Annotated in this window: 18 protein-coding genes; 10 read left to right on the top strand and 8 right to left on the bottom strand. The window is 72.8% G+C overall.

From position 1 onward, the window contains the following. Window positions 1-56 precede the first annotated feature (56 nt). Window positions 57-506, top strand: a complete 450-nt coding sequence (locus EJC51_RS07990) for a hypothetical protein (RefSeq protein ID WP_244362556.1) — start codon at window positions 57-59, stop codon at window positions 504-506. Here the strand turns inward: EJC51_RS07990 and EJC51_RS07985 are convergent. Beyond that, window positions 503-949, bottom strand: a complete 447-nt coding sequence (locus tag EJC51_RS07985) for a DUF6174 domain-containing protein (protein WP_126270416.1) — start codon at window positions 947-949, stop codon at window positions 503-505. The genes EJC51_RS07990 and EJC51_RS07985 overlap by 4 nt on opposite strands. Window positions 950-1,105: 156 nt before the next feature. On the opposite strand from EJC51_RS07985, the gene EJC51_RS07980 reads away from it, so the two are divergent. From EJC51_RS07980 to EJC51_RS07960, 5 genes are all read left to right on the top strand, one after another. Next, entirely contained in the window at window positions 1,106-2,311 is a 1,206-nt protein-coding gene (locus EJC51_RS07980; protein ID WP_126270415.1) for a cysteine desulfurase-like protein, read from the top strand. Window positions 2,312-2,315: 4 nt separating this feature from the next. Continuing rightward, entirely contained in the window at window positions 2,316-2,894 is a 579-nt protein-coding gene (locus tag EJC51_RS07975; RefSeq protein WP_126270414.1) for a barstar family protein, read from the top strand. 37 nt (window positions 2,895-2,931) lie between these two features. Beyond that, a complete protein-coding gene (locus EJC51_RS07970; protein ID WP_126270413.1) occupies window positions 2,932-4,185 on the top strand; it encodes a cytochrome P450 in 1,254 nt (417 codons plus the stop codon). Between the two features lie 108 nt (window positions 4,186-4,293). Continuing rightward, window positions 4,294-7,668, top strand: a complete 3,375-nt coding sequence (locus EJC51_RS07965; protein ID WP_126270412.1) for a pyruvate carboxylase — start codon at window positions 4,294-4,296, stop codon at window positions 7,666-7,668. A gap of 184 nt (window positions 7,669-7,852) precedes the next feature. Further along, window positions 7,853-9,328 carry an MFS transporter gene (locus tag EJC51_RS07960; protein WP_126276868.1) on the top strand — a complete coding sequence of 492 codons (1,476 nt, stop codon included), beginning with the start codon at window positions 7,853-7,855 and terminating at the stop codon, window positions 9,326-9,328. Here the strand turns inward: EJC51_RS07960 and EJC51_RS07955 are convergent. The 4 genes from EJC51_RS07955 to EJC51_RS07940 form a co-directional block, all read right to left on the bottom strand. Continuing rightward, complete coding sequence (locus EJC51_RS07955; protein WP_126276867.1) at window positions 9,317-10,069, bottom strand: helix-turn-helix transcriptional regulator; 753 nt, start codon at window positions 10,067-10,069, stop codon at window positions 9,317-9,319. The two genes, EJC51_RS07960 and EJC51_RS07955, sit on opposite strands and share 12 nt — an antisense overlap. Before the next feature lie 204 nt (window positions 10,070-10,273). Continuing rightward, entirely contained in the window at window positions 10,274-11,026 is a 753-nt protein-coding gene (locus tag EJC51_RS07950) for an SDR family NAD(P)-dependent oxidoreductase (RefSeq protein ID WP_126270411.1), read from the bottom strand. A gap of 149 nt (window positions 11,027-11,175) precedes the next feature. Next, complete coding sequence (locus EJC51_RS07945) at window positions 11,176-11,826, bottom strand: DUF4389 domain-containing protein (protein WP_126270410.1); 651 nt, start codon at window positions 11,824-11,826, stop codon at window positions 11,176-11,178. 125 nt (window positions 11,827-11,951) lie between these two features. Then, window positions 11,952-12,350: a DUF5997 family protein gene (locus EJC51_RS07940; protein WP_126270409.1), complete on the bottom strand. Its 399-nt coding sequence runs from the start codon at window positions 12,348-12,350 to the stop codon at window positions 11,952-11,954. Between the two features lie 58 nt (window positions 12,351-12,408). On the opposite strand from EJC51_RS07940, the gene EJC51_RS07935 reads away from it, so the two are divergent. Next, window positions 12,409-13,185, top strand: a complete 777-nt coding sequence (locus tag EJC51_RS07935) for a LysR family substrate-binding domain-containing protein (protein ID WP_399583432.1) — start codon at window positions 12,409-12,411, stop codon at window positions 13,183-13,185. A 3-nt stretch (window positions 13,186-13,188) separates the two neighbouring features. Here the strand turns inward: EJC51_RS07935 and EJC51_RS07930 are convergent, their stop codons facing one another. After that, window positions 13,189-14,790: an outer membrane protein assembly factor BamB family protein gene (locus tag EJC51_RS07930; protein ID WP_126270408.1), complete on the bottom strand. Its 1,602-nt coding sequence runs from the start codon at window positions 14,788-14,790 to the stop codon at window positions 13,189-13,191. 54 nt (window positions 14,791-14,844) lie between these two features. Between EJC51_RS07930 and EJC51_RS07925 the strand changes: the two genes are divergently transcribed. The 3 genes from EJC51_RS07925 (at window position 14,845) to EJC51_RS07915 (ending at window position 19,888) form a co-directional block, all read left to right on the top strand. Then, window positions 14,845-15,624 carry an SDR family NAD(P)-dependent oxidoreductase gene (locus EJC51_RS07925; protein WP_126270407.1) on the top strand — a complete coding sequence of 260 codons (780 nt, stop codon included), beginning with the start codon at window positions 14,845-14,847 and terminating at the stop codon, window positions 15,622-15,624. 103 nt (window positions 15,625-15,727) lie between these two features. Continuing rightward, complete coding sequence (locus EJC51_RS07920) at window positions 15,728-18,370, top strand: helix-turn-helix transcriptional regulator (RefSeq protein WP_126270406.1); 2,643 nt, start codon at window positions 15,728-15,730, stop codon at window positions 18,368-18,370. A gap of 102 nt (window positions 18,371-18,472) precedes the next feature. Next, window positions 18,473-19,888 carry an FAD-binding oxidoreductase gene (locus tag EJC51_RS07915; RefSeq protein WP_126270405.1) on the top strand — a complete coding sequence of 472 codons (1,416 nt, stop codon included), beginning with the start codon at window positions 18,473-18,475 and terminating at the stop codon, window positions 19,886-19,888. Window positions 19,889-19,951: 63 nt separating this feature from the next. On the opposite strand, the gene EJC51_RS07910 is transcribed toward EJC51_RS07915, so the two are convergent. Both EJC51_RS07910 and EJC51_RS07905 read right to left on the bottom strand, forming a co-directional pair. Next, window positions 19,952-20,647 carry an HAD family hydrolase gene (locus EJC51_RS07910; protein WP_126270404.1) on the bottom strand — a complete coding sequence of 232 codons (696 nt, stop codon included), beginning with the start codon at window positions 20,645-20,647 and terminating at the stop codon, window positions 19,952-19,954. 46 nt (window positions 20,648-20,693) lie between these two features. Beyond that, the gene (locus tag EJC51_RS07905) at window positions 20,694-21,170 is read right to left on the bottom strand and encodes an Lrp/AsnC family transcriptional regulator (RefSeq protein WP_126270403.1); all 477 of its coding nucleotides are present in this window, start codon (window positions 21,168-21,170) and stop codon (window positions 20,694-20,696) included. Between the last annotated feature and the right edge of the window lie 111 nt (window positions 21,171-21,281).

The following is a 21,281-nucleotide window of genomic DNA, read 5'->3' as shown; positions in this document are numbered from 1 at the left end:
CGGCGGCTCTCCCGTACCTCTGGGCGTCAGGATCCCCCTGCCGAACGGAGAGGTACGTGCCCCGGTCCACCCCACACCCGCTGCGCACGGCGGCGGCGGTCGGAAGCCTGGCCCTCCTCCCCCTGACCGCGGGCTGCGGCGGGGGCGAGAAGGAAGACGCCCGGAAGGCCGCCGCCGACACCGTCGTCACCTCGGCCCCCTCCGCCGGGGTCGTCGCCCCGGCGAAGGTAGAGGTCATCGCCGGACTGATCGGCTGCGAGGCCGAGATCCGCACGGAGGCGGACGAACTGCGGGAAGGCACCTGCCACGGCGCCAAGGGCGACTACCTCATCACGACCTTCCCCGAGGAGCGCCTCAAACTGACCTGGCTGGACGCGGCCTCCCTCTACGGCGGCACCTACCTCGTCGGCACACGCTGGGCCGTCAGCGCCGAGGAGAACCTCCTGGAGGAGGCCCGCCCCAGGATCGGCGGAACCGTCCAGCGGTTGCGGGGCACGAGCCGTTAGGCGGGTTCGTACGACTCGACGACGTACCGTTCCTCGTCGTCGACCGCGTTCTCGTCCCAGTCCAGGAAGATCCGCTCCGGGTGCCCGTCAGCCGCGTACTCGGCCTCCGCGGTGTCCGCGCCGTCGCTCCGGGCCTGTTTCAGCGCTCCCAACAGGGCTCCCAGCGTGGGCACTTGGTCCGGCGCCCGCTCGACGACCCGGCGTGCGCTGTCGTCCAGACCGACCGCCTCCGTGACCTTGCCGTCCCTGACGGTGACCCGGAACCTGCCGATGAGGGACCGCTCCCCCTCGCTGGACGTCAGGGTGTAGGTGTACGCGGCGGGCTCCTCCCACGTCACCTCCTTCGGAGCCGAGGCCGAGGAGGTCTCCGCGCCGCAGCCGGCCACCGTGCAGATCAGTCCGGCCACGGCGAGCAGCCCGGCACCCATGCGTACGACCGTCATCGTGGTCCCTTCGTTCGTCGCCCCCCGCGGAGCACGTCACTCCTGGGACGCCGATCACCCCTCGGACGTTCAGGCTCCGTCACGCGGGGGGCGAGGTCACCCGCGCCCGCGTGATGAGGTTGACTCGTGCACCGGCCACCCTCGAAGGAGCTGCACGTGACGTACGACATCGCCGCCCTCCGCTCCCGGTTCCCCGCCCTCGCGGCCGGCACGGCCCACTTCGACGGCCCCGGCGGCACCCAGACACCCCGCCCCGTCATCGACGCCATCGCCGACGCCCTGGCCCACCCCCTGTCGAACCGCGGCCACGGCGTACCGGGGGAGCGCAACGCCGAGACGATCGTCACCGAGACCCGCGCCGCCCTCGCCGACCTGCTGGGCGCGGAGGCGTCCGGCATCGTCTTCGGCCGCAGCGCCACCCAGCTCACCTACGATTTCTCCCGCACCCTCGCCAAGGCGTGGTCGCCCGGCGACGAGGTGGTCGTCACCCGGCTCGACCACGACGCGAACATCCGCCCGTGGGTGCAGGCCGCCGACCGCGTCGGAGCCGTCGTGCGCTGGGCCGACTTCGACCCGGCCACCGGCGAGTTGACCGTCGACGACATCCGTGCCGTGCTCTCCGAGCGGACCCGGCTGGTCGCCGTGACCGCCGCCTCCAACCTCATCGGCACCCGCCCCGACATCCCCGCGATCTCCCGACTGGCCCACGAGGCAGGGGCGTTGGTCCACGTCGACGGCGTCCACCACACCGCGCACGCCCTGCTCGACCTGTCACGGCTCGGCGCCGACTTCTACGTCTGCTCCGCGTACAAGTTCCTCGGCCCGCACCACGGAGTCCTCGCCGCCCGCCCGGAGTTGCTGGAGACCCTGCACCCCGACAAGCTCCTGCCGTCCACCGACGTCGTGCCGGAACGCTTCGAACTGGGCACGCTGCCCTACGAGTTCCTGGCCGGCACCCGGGCGGCCGTCGACTTCCTCGCGGGCATGGACACCGAGGCCACGGGACCGCGACGACAGCGCCTGGAGGCGTCGTTCACGGCACTCGAAGCCCACGAGCAGGTCCTGCGCACGCAGTTGGACAAGGGGCTGGCCGCGCTCGACGGGATCACGATCCACTCCCGGGCGGCCGACCGCACGCCCACCCTGCTGCTGACCTTCGAGGAACACGGCACGGTGGACGCCTACCGCTTCCTCGCCGACCGCGGCGTCCACGCGCCGTCCGGCTCCTTCTACGCGATCGAGGCCTCCCGGCGGCTCGGCCTCGGCGACACCGGCGGACTGCGCATCGGCCTCGCGCCCTACAACGACACGGACGACGTCGACCGGCTCCTGACGGGCCTGGCCGACTTCCTGGCGCGCTGAGGCCATGCACGCCTGGCTCACCGAACGCCGCCCGCCGTGGGTCGTGGTCGCCGGCTGTGACGACCCGTGGCCGGCGGCCGAGACCGCCGAGCTGCGGGCCCGGGGCGGCGAGGTGTTCCGCCTCGACGGACGGCACCTCACCGACCCCGCTGCCGTGTTCGCCGCCTTCGCCGACGTGCTGTCCTTCCCCGGCTGTTTCGGCCGCAACTGGGACGCGCTCGTGGACTGTCTGCACGACCGGCATGTCCACAGCGGCGGCGTACGAGGGACGGTGGTCCGGGTCGAGCACGCCGACGCGCTGCTGGGCGCCGACTTCCTCGGGCTGTTCGTCTCGGTCCTGTGTCAGGCCGCCTGGCAGGCCAACCTGCGGCTGGACACCGACGGACTCCCGCAGGACCTGCCGGCCCGCGCCCTGCACTTCCTTCTCCTCCTCGACGACACCCCGCCCGCCGCCTTCGCCCCGGCCGTGGCGAGCGGCACGGACGTGCGCGTGGCCCTCGACGCGGGACGTCTGACGGCGACCCTCAGCGGCGAGGACTGGCCCGCGCCGCCCGACCCGCCGCGCCCGGAGCGTCGGCTGTGACCGCCCCCGAACTCCCCGAACCCCGACCGGAAGTGTGATGAGCGTTCTCGAACCGTTCCCGTTGGGCGCCGCGACGACGCTCGCCGAGCTCGCCGACGACCCCCACCCCCGCCTCGCGCTGCTCCGCGCCCACGAGCCCGTGTCCTGGCTGCCCGAACTCGACGGCTGGCTGGTGACCCGCCGGGATCTGGCCCTGACGGTGATGCGGGACGCCAGGACCTTCACCGTCGACGACCCCCGCTTCTCCACCGCCCAGGTCGTCGGCCCGAGCATGCTGTCCCTCGACGGCCCCGAGCACGCCCGGCACCGCGAACCCTTCGCCGCCCCCTTCCGGCCACGGCAGACCCACGACCGGTTCGCCGCGTTCGTCGAGCAGGAGACCGACCGGCTCGTCACCGCCCTCGAACCGGCCGGCGCCGCCGAACTGCGCCGCTCCTTCGCCGGCCCGCTCGCGGTCGCCGTCGTCACCGAGGCACTCGGCCTCTCCGGCGTCAGCACCGACACCGTCCTGTCCTGGTACGAGGCGATCGTGGCGTCGGTCTCCGACATCACCGCCGGACACGCCCCCAGCCCGGCCGGCACCGCCGCCTACGCACAGCTGAGGGCCGCCGTGGCCACCACCCACGGCACGTCCTCCCTGCTCGGCGCCGCCGCCGACCGGCTGGCCCTGCCCGAGGTCGCCTCCAACGCCGCGGTCCTGATGTTCGGCGGCATCGAGACCACCGAGGCGATGATCACCAACGCCGTCCTCCACCTCCTGCGCCACCCCGATCAACTCGCCCTCGTCCAGGCCGAGTCCGACCTCCTCGACGGTGCGATCGAGGAGTCCCTGCGCCTCGAACCCGGCGCCGCCGTCGTCGACCGCTACGCCACCCGGGACACGGACCTGGGCCCGGCGACGATCCGGCGCGGCGACCTGGTCACCGTCTCCCTCGCCGGCGCCAACCGCGACCCGGCCGTCTTCCCCGACCCCGACCGCTTCGACGTCCGCCGCGAGAACGCCCGCCTCCAACTGGCCTTCGCCCACGGCCCCCACCACTGCATCGCCGCCCACCTCGCCCGCCTGGAGACCCGCGTCGCCCTGCGCACGCTGCTCGCCCGCCTCCCGGACCTGCGCCTGGACGAGAAGCACGCGGCGGCACCGTACGGTCTGGTCTTCCGGAAGCCGGCCGCGCTCCACGTCCGCTGGGGGCTTAGGGCCTGTCCGGCGGATCACGCCGCAGACGCGGGGCACCCGCGTCAAAGAGGTACCGCCGATCCCCTGCGACCTGATCCGCCGGACAGACCCTAACGGGCAAACAGGTTAAATCTCCGTTTCCGAGTGACCTGCCTCTCATGGCACCCGGGGGCCGTAGCCGCGACCATGGTGTCCGTCACCGGCAGGCCGAAGGGATCGGGAATGCTCCGCAAGGTACTGGTAGCCAACCGAGGCGAGATCGCGATTCGCGCCTTCCGCGCCGGCTATGAACTGGGCGCGAGGACCGTCGCCGTCTTCCCGCACGAGGACCGCAACTCACTGCACCGGCTCAAGGCCGACGAGGCGTACGAGATCGGCGAGCCGGGGCACCCGGTGCGGGCCTACCTCTCCGTGGAGGAGATCGTCCGCGCCGCCCAGCAGGCCGGTGCCGACGCCGTCTACCCGGGCTACGGGTTCCTCTCCGAGAACCCCGAGCTGGCCCGCGCCTGCGAGGAAGCCGGGATCACCTTCGTCGGACCCAGCGCGGAGATCCTCGAACTCACCGGCAACAAGGCGAGGGCGGTCGCCGCGGCCCGAGCGGCCGGCGTGCCCGTCCTCGGCTCCTCCGAGCCCTCCAGCGACGTCGACGAGCTGGTCCGGGCCGCCGAGGACATCGGCTTCCCCGTGTTCGTGAAGGCCGTCGCCGGTGGCGGCGGGCGCGGTATGCGCCGCGTCGAGGACCCGGCGCAGCTGCGGGAGTCCATCGAGGCGGCGGCCCGCGAGGCGGCGTCCGCGTTCGGCGACCCGACCGTCTTCCTGGAGAAGGCCGTCGTCGACCCCCGCCACATCGAGGTGCAGATCCTCGCCGACGGCCAGGGCAACGTCATCCACCTCTTCGAGCGCGACTGTTCCGTCCAGCGCCGCCACCAGAAGGTCATCGAGCTGGCCCCGGCGCCGAACCTCGACCCGGAGCTGCGCGACCGCATCTGCGCCGACGCCGTCCGCTTCGCCCGCGAGATCGGCTACCGCAACGCCGGCACCGTGGAGTTCCTCCTCGACCCGGCGGGCAACCACGTCTTCATCGAGATGAACCCGCGCATCCAGGTCGAGCACACGGTCACCGAGGAGGTCACCGACGTCGACCTGGTCCAGTCCCAGCTCCGCATCGCCGCCGGTGAGACCCTCGCCGACCTGGGGCTCTCCCAGGAGACGGTCACCCTGCACGGCGCCGCCCTCCAGTGCCGGATCACCACCGAGGACCCCGCCAACGGCTTCCGCCCGGACACCGGCCGCATCAGCGCCTACCGCTCGCCCGGCGGCTCCGGCATCCGCCTCGACGGCGGAACCACCCACGCCGGTACGGAGATCAGCGCCCACTTCGACTCGATGCTGGTGAAGCTCACCTGCCGGGGCCGGGACTTCTCCACCGCCGTCAAGCGTGCCCGGCGCGCGGTCGCCGAGTTCCGCATCCGCGGCGTGGCCACCAACATCCCGTTCCTCCAGGCCGTGTTGGACGACCCGGACTTCCAGGCGGGCCGCGTCACCACGTCGTTCATCGAGCAGCGCCCCCACCTGCTGACCTCCCGCACCTCCGCGGACCGCGGCACCAAGCTGCTCACCTACCTCGCGGACGTGACGGTCAACAAGCCGCACGGCGAGCGCCCCCAGCTCATCGACCCCAGCAGCAAGCTCCCGCGGCTCACCGGTGAGGTGCCGCCCGCCGGTTCGAAGCAGAAGCTCACCGAGCTCGGCCCGGAGGGCTTCGCCCGGTGGCTGCGCGAGTCCCCGACCATCGGCGTCACCGACACCACCTTCCGCGACGCCCACCAATCGCTGCTCGCCACCCGCGTGCGCACCAAGGACCTCCTCGCCGTCGCCCCGGTCGTCGCCCGCACCCTGCCCGAACTCCTCTCCCTGGAGTGCTGGGGCGGCGCCACCTACGACGTGGCGCTGCGCTTCCTCGCCGAGGACCCGTGGGAGCGGCTCGCCGCCCTGCGCGAGGCCGTCCCCAACATCTGCCTCCAGATGCTGCTGCGCGGCCGCAACACCGTCGGCTACACCCCGTACCCGACCGAGGTGACCGACGCCTTCGTGCAGGAGGCCGCCGCCACCGGCATCGACATCTTCCGCATCTTCGACGCGCTCAACGACGTCGGCCAGATGCGCCCCGCCATCGAGGCCGTCCGCGAGACCGGCACCGCGATCGCCGAGGTCGCCCTCTGCTACACGAGCGACCTGTCCGACCCGAACGAGCGGCTCTACACCCTCGACTACTACCTGCGGCTCGCCGAGCAGATCGTCGAGGCCGGCGCGCACGTCCTGGCCGTCAAGGACATGGCCGGTCTGCTGCGGGCGCCGGCCGCCGCCACCCTCGTATCGGCGCTGCGGCGGGAGTTCGACCTGCCGGTGCACATCCACACCCACGACACCGCGGGCGGCCAGCTCGCCACCTACCTGGCCGCGATCCAGGCCGGCGCCGACGCCGTGGACGGGGCGGTGGCCTCCATGGCCGGTACGACGTCCCAGCCGTCGCTGTCGGCGATCGTCGCCGCCACCGACCACTCGGCCCGGCCCACCGGCCTCGACCTGCTCGCGGTCGGCGACCTGGAGCCGTACTGGGAGAGCGTCCGCCGGATCTACGCCCCCTTCGAGGCGGGCCTCGCCTCGCCGACCGGGCGGGTCTACGACCACGAGATCCCCGGCGGACAGCTCTCCAACCTGCGCACCCAGGCCGTCGCGCTCGGGCTCGGCGACCGGTTCGAGGACATCGAGGCGATGTACGCCGCCGCCGACAAGATCCTCGGCCATCTGGTGAAGGTCACCCCGTCGTCCAAGGTGGTCGGCGACCTCGCCCTGCACCTGGTCGGTGCCGGGGTGGCACCGGAGGAGTTCGAGGCGACCCCGGAGCGGTTCGACATCCCCGACTCGGTCATCGGCTTCCTCCGCGGCGAGCTGGGCACCCCGCCCGGCGGCTGGCCCGAGCCGTTCCGCACCCGGGCCCTGGAGGGCCGCGCCGCCGCCAAGCCCGCGCCGGAGTTGACGGCGGAGGACCGCGACGGCCTGGAGAAGGACCGCCGCGCCACCCTCAACCGGCTCCTCTTCCCCGGCCCCACGCGGGAGTTCGAGACGCACCGCCAGACCTACGGCGACACCAGCGTCCTCGACAGCAAGGACTTCTTCTACGGGCTGCGCCCGGGCCAGGAGTACGCCGTCGACCTGGAGCCCGGCGTCCGGCTGCTGATGGGTCTGGAGGCCGTGGGCGAGGCCGACGAGCGCGGCATGCGGACCGTGATGTCCACGCTCAACGGCCAGTTGCGGCCCATCCAGGTCCGCGACGTCGCCGCCTCCTCCGACATCCCCGTCACCGAGAAGGCCGACCGCGCCAACCCCGGCCATGTCGCGGCCCCGTTCGCGGGTGTGGTGACCCTCGCGGTCGCCGAGGGCGACGAGGTCGCGGCCGGCGGCACGGTCGCCACCATCGAGGCGATGAAGATGGAGGCCGCGATCACCGCGCCCAAGGCGGGCAAGGTCTCCCGGCTGGCCATCAACAAGATCCAGCAGGTGGAGGGCGGCGATCTGCTGTTCGTGATCGGCTGATCCGCCGGGGCGGATGTCCCGATCGAGTGGTGACGGGCGTCACACCGGCGTACGGTCGTCTAGTGGACGGCACCGTTCACTGACCCGTGGTGACGGTGCCACTCCCGAGAGTGCGACGCCCATGACCAGCTCCCGTTCCGCCGCGAAGACGGCCACCCCCGGCACCGGGGGTGGCGGAAACGCCATGGCGCTGCTGGTCATCGCCTCGTGTCAGCTGATGGTGGTCCTCGACATCACCATCGTGAACATCGCCCTCCCGGACATCCAGCGCTCGCTGGACTTCTCCACCACCAGCCTGTCCTGGGTGGTCAACGCCTACACGCTCACCTTCGGCGGGCTGCTGCTGCTCGGCGGCCGGACCGGCGACATCCTCGGCCGCCGGCGCATGTTCATCATCGGTGTGCTGCTCTTCGTGCTCGCCTCCCTGCTCGGCGGGCTCTCCCAGAACGAGGCCCAACTCCTCGCCGCACGCGCCTTCCAGGGCGTCGGCGGCGCCATCGCCTCCCCGACCGCGCTCGCCCTGATCAGCACCACGTTCCGCGAAGGACCCGAACGCAACCGGGCGTTCGGCGTGTTCGCCGCGGTCTCGGCGGGCGGCGGCGCGATCGGACTGCTGGCCGGCGGCATCCTCGTCGAGTACCTCAACTGGCGCTGGGTGCTGTTCGTCAACGTCCCCATCGGACTGCTCATCGCGGTCGCCGCACCCCGCTGGATCAAGGAGTCCGAGCGCCATCCCGGCCACTTCGACATCGCCGGCGCCCTGACCTCCACCGTCGGCATGGTCCTGCTGGTGTACGGGTTCATCAGAGCCGCCCAGGAGGGCTGGCGGGACCCGTACACCCTGGCCTCGTTCGGCGCGGCGATCGTCGTCCTCACCGCGTTCGTCCTCATCGAGCGCCGGTCCCGGCAGCCGATCACGCCGCTGCACATGTTCGCCGACCGCAACCGGGCGGGGACGTACGGCATCATGCTCTGCCTCGCCGCGGCGATCTTCGGGATGTTCTTCTTCCTCACGCTCTTCGTGCAGAACGTCCTGGACTTCAGCCCGTTGCAGGCCGGGTTCGCGTTCCTGCCGGTCAGCGCGGTCATCGCGGTCGGCGCCGGACTGGCCTCGCGGTTCCTGCCCGTCTACGGGCCCAAGCCCTTCATGGTGGTGGGCGCGATCCTCGCCGCGGCGGGCCTCGCCTGGCTGACGCTGACCGACATCCACTCCACCTACGCGGGCAGTGTCCTCGGCCCGATGCTGGTGTTCAGCCTCGGCATGGGCATGGAGTTCGTGTCGCTGACCCTGATGGCGCTCTCCAACGTGCCCGTGCAGGAGACCGGCGCGGCCTCCGGGCTGCTCAACGCCACCCAGCAGGTGGGCGGTTCGCTGGGGCTGTCCATCCTGGTGACGACGTTCGGCACGGCCAGCAGCAACGAGACCGAGAAGTTCTTCGCGCAGGCCACCCCGGCCGAGCAGCTCTTCTTCAAGCGCACCGGACAGCTGCCCGGCAAGTGGGCCGACCAGGTCCTCACCGCCGGCGTCTCGGCCGCGTTCATCGTCGCGGCGATCTTCACCGCGGTCGCCGCGCTGATCGCCGTACTCGCCATTCAGGTACGGCCGTCCGACCTGGAGCGGCTCCAGGGCAACGGCGGCGGGATGCCCTCAGCGCAGTGAGGCGGGCGTCGGGACCAGCCCCAACTGCTGGGCGCGCAGGACGGTCCCGAGCCGGTCGTGGGTGCCGAGCTTGCGGTAGATGTTCGCGACGTGCTTGTGCACCGTCCGCTCCGAGATGCCGAGCCTGCGGCCCATGGCGGCGGCGGTCAGCGCGTCGGTGAGCAGGAGCAGCACGGTCGTCTCCCGGGGCGTCAGCCCCGCCTCGGGCGTTTCCGCGTCCGGCGCGACCGTCCGCCGCCAGCGTTCCAGGAGCTGCCGCTGCTGCTCGATCCCGGAGAGGAGGGGCTGGAGCCGCCCGGCGACCCGCACCTCGTCCTCGGTGAAGTCCCGGCCCGAGCGGTAGACGAGACAGCCGGTGATGGGCGAACCGGACTCCGGAAGCGGAATCCCCAGCACATGGTCGACATCCAGGAGTTCGTCGAGCAGCCGCGCGGTCCGGCTGGCGCCCCAGGCCCGCCCCGCCGCCGTCCGCGCCGTCACCGGCACCCGGTCCGGCGCGGCCGCGTAGTGCCCGGCGAAGGGGTAGCCCTGGCGCAGCAGCCCCATCGCCTCCTCCCCGAGCCCGCCGAACTCCGGGGCGACGTCGGAGGACAGGCCCAGCGTGCCGCCGTCCTCGCTCCAGTCGTCCAGCTTGTAGATGAGCGCCTCGCCGCCGCACAGCTCCGGCAGCGCGGCCGCCACCAGCGGCCAGAGCAGGTCGGGGTCCCGTTCGTGGAGTGCCGCCACGGCCACCGACAGCATCCGCTCGTAGGCCCCGCCCAGCCCCTGTGCCACGTTCCCGCTCCGCCCGCTCACGTACGCAGTTCTACCCATACCTGCGGGTGATTCCGCCGTTCCAGAATGCAACAGCGGGGGAGAACAGGCCCGGAGGGGGTGCCTGGTTCTCTCCCTCTTCCGTGCGGGCCCGCCGGAACGGGGGACCGGCGGCCCGCACGGCAGCCTCGCCTACGAGACGTCCGGACGCATCGCGTCCGAGATGGACTTGACGCCCCCGTGCGCCGTGAGACCCCCGTCCACCGGAATGTCCGTACCGGTGATGAACGACGACTCGTCGGAGATCAGGAACACCACGAGCGGAGCGATGTCGTCGACGGTGCCGCTGCGCCCCAGCGGCGTCTCCCGCAGGGTCGTCTCGCGGAAGGCCTCCGTGGCGGCGGCGGTCATGTCCGTCTCGATGTAGCCCGGATGGATCGTGTTGACGCGGATGCCGCGCGGCCCCAGCTCCATCGCCGCGATCCTCGACACCCCGCGCAGCGCCCACTTGCTGGCCGTGTAGGCGACCGGGTAGTAGCCGGTCAGGGCGGCGGACGAACCGACGTTGACGATGGACGAGCCCGGCGGCATCAGCGGGGCGAGGTACTGGATGCCGAGCAGCGGACCGGTGGTGTTCACCGCCTGCACCCGCGCCATGTCCTCGGCGCTCACGTCCCCGAGCCGGCCGCGCTGGATGATCCCGGCGTTGTTGACCAGACCGTGGACCTGTCCGTACGACTCCTCGAGCTCGGCGGCCAGCTCGGCCCAGTCGGTCTCCTTGCTCACGTCGAGACGACGGCAGCCGTCGCCCTCGGGACGTACGTCGGTGACGACCACCCGGGCCCCGGCCCGGGCCAGGGCGGCCGCCTCCGCGGCACCCTGACCACGCGCAGCGCCCGTGACGACAACGACCTTCCCGGCCAGCCGGGCCGTGCTCTCGCTCATGCCGCACAACCTACTGGCCGGGCCCGTCCAGACCTGGCCCGCAGGACGGCTCGGGGTTGAACACCGGGTATCGACTCTCGGGCGCGGCCAGGTGGTCTGGCCCGCGCGGCCTTCGCGTAGAGGACATCAGGCGGCGTCCGCGTGAGGAATCAGGCGGCCACCGGCTCCGCCCCGCCCTGGTCGAGCCGGAACGGCGGATACACGTCGGTCAGCAGGGACGCGTAGACGGCCACCCGCAGCGCCCACCGGTTGAGGCCGATGACCAGGTCGAAGATGCCGCGCGGATAGACACCGGTGAACGCCAGCGCGATCCCGGCGTACAGGGTGAGCAGCCCGGTCACCGCACGCAGCCCGCCGCCGAAGGCGGTCAGCAGCAGATAGTGCGGGACGGCCAGCAGCCACCACTTCACCAGGACGAGGCCGCGCGAGAGGTGCTCGGGGTAGGCCACGTCCAGGTGGGCCGGGTAATCGGGGACGTCGGCCAGGGAGAACGGCGGGTAGCGGTCGGTGCCGAGGGCGTTGTAGCCGTAGTAGTCCACCCGCCAGGTCCAGCGGAGCACCCCGGCGGTGAAGCCGAACAGGGCCCGCGGATAGCGGCCGGTGAAGAGGACCGCGAAGAAGGCCACCACGCTCACCGGCACCACGGCGAGCCACAGGAAGGCCAGTACCAGGTAGTGGGGGAGGGCGAGCAGCCACTTCACCAGCCACAGCCAGCGGGACAGCCCCGGATCCAGCCGGGCGGAGAGCCGGGCCGGATGGGGCAGGAGTAAGGCTTCGGTGCTCTTGGCGTCCGTGGTCATGCCTTCGGTCCCTTCAGAGCGAGAGGGATCAGCCGTCACGGTCCGACAGGGGTGACGGTCGATGACCTCAGTCTCGGGCGTACAGGGAGGCTGTCCCAGCCCTGGAGGGGACCAAGAGCCCTACGTCAGGATCGGTCGGCGCGGGCCGCCTTCTCGGCGTGCAGCTTCTTGACCCGGGCGCCTTCCTTGCGGACCTCGGCCTGGGTGGCGCGCTCCTTGACCAGCCACTCGGGCTGCTCCTGCTTCAGCGCCTCGATCTGCTCCGTGGTGAGCGGCTCGGTCACGCCGCCGCGCGCCAGACCGGCGATGGACACGCCGAGCTTGGCCGCGACCACCGGACGGGGGTGCGGGCCGTTGGCGCGCAGGTCCTGGAGCCACTGGGGCGGATCGGCCTGGAGCTGGTTGAGCTCGGCCCGCGAGACCACACCCTCACGGAACTCGGCGGGGGTGGCCTCGAGGTACACACCCAGCTTCTTCGCCGCGGTCGCGGGCTTCATCGTCTGGGTGCTCTGGTGCTGCGTCATGGTGTCCAGGGTATCGACTGGGTGAACCCCCGCCGACCACGGCGGGTAACCTGGCCAGGTGACAGGCGTGGACGAACCCCCGAAGACAGGCCCGGCGGCACCTCTGGCGTTCCGGCTCGCCTACGTCCCGGGAGCGACGCCCGCGAAGTGGGTGCGGATCTGGCAGGAGCGGTTGCCGGACATCCCGCTGACCCTCCTCCAGCTCTCCGGCACCGAGGCGGTCGCCGCCCTGCGGGACGGCTCCGCGGACGCCGGCCTGGTCCGGCTGCCGGTCGACCGTACGGTCTTCAGCGCCATCCCCCTCTACACCGAGACCACGGTCGTCGTCGTCCCCAAGGACCACGTCATCGCCGCCGTCGAGCAGGTGACCCTGGAGGATCTGGCCGACGAGACCGTGCTGCACCCCCTCGACGACGTCTTCGACTGGGAGCGGCCGCCGGGGGAGCCCGCCTTCGAGCGGCCCGCGACGACCGAGGACGCGATCGAGCTGGTCGCGGCCGGTATCGGGGTGCTCGTCGTCCCGCAGTCCCTGGCCCGTCTGCACCACCGCAGGGACCTCACCTACCGGCCGGTCACGGACGCCCCCGAGTCCTCCGTTGCCCTGTCCTGGCCGGAGGAGGCGACCACGGACCTGGTCGAGGACTTCATCGGCATCGTCCGCGGGCGCACGGTCAACAGCACGCGGGGCCGGGCCAAGGAGCAGGCCGAGGCGAAGCCCGCGAAGGCCAAGGCGTCCGGTCAGCCCAGGAAGCCCCAGCAGAAGCGGGCGGCTCCGGCAGGCGGACGGCGCAAGCCGCCCGCGGCCAAGCGGGGCAAGCCCAAACGCAGGTCCTGAGACCTACGGCGTGATCGAACAGTCGAGGATGCGGCCGTCGACCGTGCCGACCAACAGCCGGTCGGCGTCGGTGAGTTCGAGGGACAGGGGGACGACGGGCTGACCGTCGACCTTCAGGTGGTGCCGCCAGCGGACGCTCCCGTCGACGGCGTTGAGGGCCACGAGCTCACCCGAGTTGTACGCGACGTACACCGTGTCCTCGTCGCCGTCCACCGCGGTCGCGGGATGGTCGGCGGTGAACTCCCAGCGCGCTGCCCCGTCCTTGAGACTCCGCCGTACGACGAAGGCGTTGCCCGGCAGCAGTCCGACACCGTCGTGCACGGTCCCCGCGTGCACCAGGTCCCCGCCGACCTCGACGCCCGGCCCGCCGAACAGGTGCCTGGCGGGCGTCCGCCAGTCGAGCGGGAACAGCCGACGCGGCCCGTCGGTGCCGTACGGATCGATCTCGACCACCCACTTGTCCCGCCACGGCTCGCGCCCGTCTCCCTGGAGGAAGAGCAGCCGACTGCTGTGCCGGACCGGGAAGGAGTGGTTGAAGAGGTCGTAGCCGCTCAACGTCACGGTCGCCTCCGGGGTGTCCCCGGCGGGCGGGACCAGGCCGACCGGCTGGGCGTCGCGCCGCCTGTGCACGTCCGTGGGCCGGAGCGCCAGCCAGCCGTCCCGACGTGTGGTGAACACGGCAGGGAAGCCGAGCGCGAGGGCGCCGAGCGACGTCCCGTCCGCGGGCGACAGCCGGGCGATGAGCGGCGAGGGCGTGACCCACTCCCGTCCCACCCGGCGCACACGTCGTCGCTCCGCGTTGACCCAGACCTCGTGCTCGCGGACGACGAGCTGCCGTCCGCCCTCCTCGTCCGGCACACACCAGTCCAGCCGCCCGTCGGGCAGCCACGCCTCGGCCAGCACCTCCTCCAGGCAGGCCAGCACCCGCCCGTCCGCGAGCCGACGGACGTCCCAGACCTGGCGGCGCGGCTCCCACCCCGGCTCCCCGGTCAGCGCGGCCACGGCCCCGACGGCGTCCTCGTGCGCCGGTCGCTCCCACGTGACCTGCTGCCCGCCCAGTTCCTCCTGCCGCACCGAGCCCTGCGGGACGGCACTCCAGTCGGGCCGCTCGACGACCACGTCGAAGCCTTGCGTGTGCGCTTCCTCGTCGAACTCGCCCTCGTCCGGAGGGGCCAGGACCAGCCGCAGCGCCCACGCGCTCCTCCACTCCAGCTTCAGCACCTCGCGCGCCCCGCGCATGACCGATCGCGCCCGCCCCGACTCCAGGTCGAGCAGCAGCAGCTCACCCTCGAAGAAATACCCCCCGTCGTACGACCCCGTGCCGACGGCGACGAGCGGAAGCGTGGGATGGAAGGCAAGGCACTGCACGGGCCAACGGGAGGAGACGACCGCTCGGCAGCGCAGATCGTCCGCGCCGTAGACGCCCACCCGGTGCTGCCGCCAGCGGCTGCCGGCCGTGCCGTCCCCGGACCACTGCAGAGAGCCGAGATCACCGCCCACCACGACGAGCCCGCGCTCCTCACCCACGGCTACGGCCGTGGGCCTGCCGATCTCGGCGAAAGGCCGGTCGCCGAGGACGCGGTGGACGGTCAGGGGTGCGGTCATGCCGTCATCATCGGTGATCAAGGAAGCCCGACGGTACTGAAATAAGGTGCGGGCATGATCTCGCAGGCCTACCTCTCGCAACTGTTCTCCCTCGAAAACCGCGTCGCCCTCGTCACCGGCGGCAGCTCGGGCATCGGCCGGGCCGTCGCGGGTGCCCTGGCCCGCGCCGGAGCGAGTGTCGTCGTCGTGGCCCGCAAGGAGACGGAACTGGCGGCGACCGTGGACGAGCTGACCGCCGGCGGCTGCCGCGCCGCATGGGTCAGCGCCGACCTCGGCACCCGCGACGGCGTGCGCGCCGCCGCCGAGGAGGCGGTGCGGGCCTTCGGCGAGCCCGACATCCTCGTCAACTCCGCCGGCATCAACCTGCGGCCCCCGATGGGCGAGCTGACCGAGGACGTGTGGGACACCACCCTGGCCGTCAACCTGGAGGCGCCCTTCCTGCTGGGCCAGCGCTTCGGCCCCGGCATGGCCGAGCGCGGCTTCGGACGGATCATCCACATCACCTCCCAGCAGGCCCACCGCGCCTTCGTGCAGAGCGGTGCCTACGGCGTCTCCAAGGGCGGCCTCGAATCGCTCGCCCGGTCACAGGCGGAGGCCTGGTCGCCGTACGGCGTCACCTGCAACACGCTGGTGCCGGGCTTCGTGATGACCCCGCTCAACGCCCGTCTCGCGAACGACCCGGAGAAGGTCGAGGCGCTCGCCGCCCGCACGATGACCGGCCGCAACGGCCTCGCCGAGGACTTCGAAGGCGCGGCGGTCTTCCTCGCGAGCCGCGCCTCCGCGTACGTCACCGGCCAGTCGATCTTCGTCGACGGCGGCCTCTCCGTGCACTGACCCCCGCGCGACCAGTCCCGACGGCGCCGGGCCCGGGAGAATGGCCGCATCCGGTACCTTCCTGACCCGGCTCCCCAGCGGAGCGCTCTGGCAGAATCGGCCCGTGGATCGGTGGATCCTCGAACGCGAGCGCGAGCTGACGCGACTGGCCGCGGCCGCCCGGGAGGCGGCAGCCGGTGCCGGTTCGGTGGCGCTCGTCTTCGGTGAGGCCGGCATCGGCAAGTCCAGCCTGGTGAGGGCCATGCCGGAGCGGCTGCCCGGGCAGGCGCGCGTCCTCGTCGGCCAGTGCGACGACCTCGCCACCCGCCGCCCCCTCGGCCCGTTCCGCGACCTCGTCGGCAGCGTCGGCGCCGACCTCGCACGCGCCGTCATGGAGGGCGGCGACCGCCACCGCGTCTACGAGGCCCTGCACGCCGAACTCGCCGCCGCCCCGCACCCGGCGGTCCTCGTCGTCGAGGACGTCCACTGGGCCGACGAGGCCTCCCTGGACGCCCTGCGCTTCCTGGTCCGCCGGATGGAAGGGCTGCCCGCGCTGCTCGTCCTCACCTACCGCGACGACGAGCTGAGCCGCGAACACCCCCTGCGCCATCTGCTGGGCCAGGTCTCCCGCACGTCCCGGGTGCACCGGCTGCCCCTCGCCCGGCTCTCCCTCGACGCGGTGCGGGCGCTCAGCGCCTCCCGCCGGCTCGATGCCGCCCAGGTGTACGAGGTGACGTCCGGCAACCCGTTCTTCGTCGCCGAGATCGTGGCCGCGGGCGGCACCGGGGGAGTGCCCCCGACGGTCGTGGACGCCGTCCTGGCCCGGCTGCGGGGCCTGGACCCGGCGGCGGTGGACGCGCTGGAGCAGCTCGCCGTCGTGCCCTCGGCCGTCGAACGGCCCCTGGTGGACGCCCTGTTCACGGACGGCGTGGCCGTGCTGGCCACCGCCGAGCAGCGCGGCCTGCTCACGGTGGAGCCGGACCGGGTGGCGTTCCGGCACGAGCTGATCCGGCGGGCCGTCGCCGACTCCCTGCCCGCCGCCCGCCGCATCGGCCTCAACCGCAACATCCTCGCCGCGCTCGTCGCCCGGCCCGGCTCCGACGCCGCCCGTATCGTCCACCACGCCGATCAGGCCGGTGACCAGGACGCCATCGCCCGTTACGGACCCGACGCAGCCAAGGACGCCGCCTGCGCCGGCGCCCACCGCGAGGCCGCCGCCCAACTCCGGCTCGTCCTGCGCCAACGGCACCGCTACGGGCCGGCCGACCTCGCCGACCTGCTCGAACGCTACGCGGTGGAGAGCTACACCATCGCCGACTCGGCCGCCGCCGTCACCGCCGAGCGCGAGGCCGTCGCCCTGCGCCGCTCCCTCGGCGACACCCTCGGGCTCGGCGCCGACCTGCGCTGGCTGTCCCGCATCCACTGGTGGGCCGGCGACGCCGACCAGGCCCAGGAGGCCGCCCGCGAAGCCGTCGCCGTCCTCGAACACGCCGGCGACGACCGGCTCCTCGCCCTCGCCGTCAGCAACACCGCCCAACTGCGCATGCTCTCCGACCGCTACGCCGAGGCCGTCGAACACGGCGAACGCGCCATCACCCTGGCCCGCAAGGCCGACGACGCGGCGATCCTCTCGCACGCCCTCAACAACGTCGGCACGGCCCGCTGGCGCGGCGGCGACCCCGGCGGGCGGCTCCAGCTGGAGGAGAGCCTGGAGGTGGCGCTCGCCGCCGGCGAGGTCGAACACGCCTGCCGCGCCTACGCCAACCTCATCTGGACCCTCCTCGACAACCTCCGGTACGCCGAGGCCGACCTGTTCCTGCCCCCGGCGATGGACCTCGCCGACCGTGCCGAACACCTCGGCTTCCTCAACTACCTCCATGTGGAGCTGGCGGTACGGCGTCTCGCCGCCGCCGACTGGGAGGCCGCCGAGAAGCACGCCGAGTACGGCATGCACGACTTCGTCCCCGCCCGCTGCCCCGCGCTCACCGTCCTCGCCCGGGTCCGTGTCCGCTGCGGCCGCCCCGGCGCCGGTGAACTCCTCGCCGAGGCCCGCCAGATCGCCGTACGCACCAGGGAACTCCAGCGCACCGGGCCCGTCGCGGCGGCCCTCGCCGAGGCGGCCTGGCTGCGCGGCGACCTCGCCGCCGTCACCGCCGCCGCGGGACCCGTCCACGCCCAGGCCGACCGGCTGCCCGGCGTCCCCTACCGCGCCGAGCTCGGCTACTGGCTCACCAAGGCCGGCCACCCCGTCCGGCTCGACGACTCGGACCACCCCTACGCCCTCCAGGCCCGCGGCCTCTGGCGGCAGGCCGCCACCCGCTGGCTGGAAGCGGGCTGCCCCTACGAACACGCCGCCGCCCTCGCCGAGAGCCCCGACCCCGCGGACAAGCTCACCGCGCTCACCACCCTCGACGCCCTCGGCGCCGAACCACGGGCCCGGCTGCTCCGCGCCGAGCTGCGCCGGATCGGCGTACAGCACATCCCGCGCGGCCCGGTCGCCGCGACCCGGGAGAACCCCGCGGGCCTCACCCGGCGCCAGCTCCAGGTCATGCGGCTGCTCGCGGACGGACTGACCAACGCGGAGATCGCCGCCCGGCTCGTGGTGTCGGTACGGACGGTCGACAACCACGTACGGGCCGTCCTCGACAAGCTGGACGCCCCCACCCGACGGCACGCAGCCGACCGTGCGGCACGGCTCGGGCTGCTGGCGGACGGCGAAGGCGCGCCCCCGGAGCCCGAGGCGCCGCTTCCGCACGCCGAAACGTAGGTACCCGGCGGCCCCGAGCTGGGTGGCGCACACGGATGTCCGGTCGATGGCGACGCGAGTAGAACGGGCGAATCGACACGAATTTCCGAAACGGGGGACCGCATGTCCAGCACCATCGCCCACGCGGCGCGCACGGAACTCACCGCCTTCAACGGAGAGTTGATCGGCCCCGACGACACCGCCTACCAGCAGGCCCGAGACGTCTACAACGCCATGATCGACCGGCACCCCGCCCTCGTCGCCCGCTGCGCCGACGCGGACGCCGTCGTCCGCGTCATCGCCTTCGCCCGCGCCCATGACCTGCCCCTCGCCGTGCGGGGCGGCGGCCACCACGGCGCCGGCCTCGGCACCGTCGACGACGGCGTCGTCCTCGACCTGTCCCCGCTGAAGGACATCGAGGTCGACCCCGACTCCCACACCGTCCGGGTCGGCGGCGGCTGCGTCTGGGGCGAGGTCGACCGCGCCACCAACGCCCACGGCCTCGCCACGCCCAGCGGCATCATCTCCACCACCGGCGTCGGCGGCCTCGCCACCGGCGGCGGGCTCGGCCATCTGACCCGCAAGTGCGGGCTGACCATCGACAACCTGCTGGAGGCCGAGGTCGTCCTCGCCGACGGCCGGAAGGTGATCGCCAGCGGCTACGAGAACAGCGACCTGTTCTGGGCGTTGCGGGGCGGCGGCGGCAACTTCGGGGTCGTCACCTCATTCCTGTTCCGGCTGCACGAGATCAGCACGGTCGTCGCCGGCCCCACCTTCTGGCCGGTGGAGGACAGCGCCGAAGTCCTCGCCGCCTACCGGGACTTCATCCTCAACGCGCCCCGCGAGCTCAACGGCTTCTTCCTGCACGGCACCGTGCCGCCCGCCCCGCCGTTCCCGGAGGAGATCCAGCTCCGCAAGACCGCCGGGATCGTCTGGTGCTGGACCGGCGCCGACCCGGACGCCGCCGCCCGCGAGATGGCCCCGCTGCTCGACGCGCTGCCCGCACCGCTGCTGCACGCGCCCATGGTGCTGCGACACCCCGAACTCCAGACGATGTTCGACGGGCTCTACCCGCCCGGCCACCAGTGGTACTGGCGTGCCGACTTCGTGGAGACCATCCCCGACGACGCCGTCGCCCTGCACGCCAAGTTCGGCGCCGAGGTCCCCACCATGCAGTCGACCATGCACCTCTACCCGATCGACGGCGCCGCCCACGACGTCGGCCAGGACGCCACGCCCTGGGCCTACCGGCACGCCAACTGGGCGTCCGTGTACGCCGGGGTCGACCCCGACCCCGCCAACGCCGAGCTGGTCAAACGCTGGACGGTCGACTACTTCGACGCCCTGCACCCGTACTCGGCGGGCGGCGCCTACGTGAACATGATGATGGACGAGGGGCAGGAACGGGTCCGGGCCAGCTACCGCGACAACTACGCCCGCCTGGCCCGCATCAAGGCCGACCGCGACCCGGGGAACGTCTTCCGCCTCAACCAGAACATCCAGCCGGCCTCGAAGCCGACGCACGGGTCACGACCGTAGACCGCGCGTCGGGCGAGCGGTGCCCCGGCTGCGGGGCGGGGCACCGCGCCGGTCGCCGGCCGGTCAGGACGGCCGGGCCGAGGCCGTCAGCCATTCGTACGCGGCCCGGGCCGTGAACTCCTCCTGACCGCCGCGCAGCAGCAGGTCGGCGGTGGCGAACTCCGGGGCGTCGGCCTGGGCGGCCACGTACGGGATCGCGACGCAGCGCATCCCGGCCGCGTACGCGGCGGCGGCGCCCGGGGCCGCGTCCTCCAGGACCACGCAGTCGGCCGGGGCCGCGCCGAGCCGGCGGGCCGCCTCCAGGAAGACGTCCGGGGCGGGCTTGCCGCGCTCGACCTCGTCGGCGGAGACGACGGTGTGCAGGAAGGCGTCCAGACCGGTGCCCGCCAGGATCGCCGCGATGGCCTCCGGCGACGAACCCGAGGCCACGGCCAGGGGGACGCCCTCGGTCGCCAGCAACTCGACGAACTTGCGCATCTCGGGATATGCGGGTGTGTCCACCCGGGCGAGCTCCAGATAACGCCGGTTGAGCTCGCCGAGGAGTTCGGCGCGCGGCACGGTGAGCCCGTAACGCTCCCGCCACAGGCCGAGCGTCTCCCAGGTGCTGATGCCCACGTACCGGGAGTTGTCCTCCCAGGTGAAGTCCCGGACCCCATGGACGGCGAGCAGGGCGCGCGATGCCTCGTAGTAGTTCGGCTCGCTGTCCACGAGCGTTCCGTCGAGATCGAAGATGACCGAGGTCGGGCCGAGATTGCTCATGGCGTCCAGGATGTCAAAGGCCAGTCGGCGTGCAGGACGGCAGCGGTCAGTTCCGGGCCGCGCGGCCGATCGACTCCACCAGCGGCAGCAGCCGGTGCGGCACCCGCTCGCGCAGCGCCACCTCGGTGCGCGTGCGGACCACTCCCGGCAGGCTGATCACCTTCTGGATCACGTCCTCCAGATGCGCGTTGTCCCGCGCCACCACCCGCGTCAGCAGGTCACCGCCGCCCGCGATCGAGAACGCCTCGACGATCTCCGGCACGGCTGCCAGCGCGTCGCCCACGTCGTCGAGCCGCCCCTGGGTGACCTCGATGTGCACGAACGCCAGCACCGGGTGGCCCAGGGCGGCGGGGGAGAGCGAGGGCCCCGTGCCGGTGATCACCCCGTCCCGTTCCAGCCGGTCGAGACGGGCCTGGAGGGTGCCGCGGGCGACCCCGAGGATGCGGGCGTACTCGCGCACGCTCGTGCGCGGCTGCTCCAGCAGCAGCCGCAGGATGCGGGTGTCGAGCTCGTCCACGGCCATCGCGCCCGGCCTCCTCGTTCATGGTCCGTTGGCCCGCCGGTGGACGGGCAGGGTCCCTTTTGTCTGTGCCAATGGACCAGCCTATTCGACGCCACTTGAGCCAGTCGCGGG

The sequence above is a fragment of the Streptomyces aquilus genome, from assembly GCF_003955715.1.
In the GTDB taxonomy this organism is placed as follows: Bacteria; Actinomycetota; Actinomycetes; order Streptomycetales; family Streptomycetaceae; genus Streptomyces; species Streptomyces aquilus.
The sequence above is the reverse complement of the archived record's forward strand: the minus strand, read 5'-3'. Positions and strand labels throughout refer to the sequence as shown.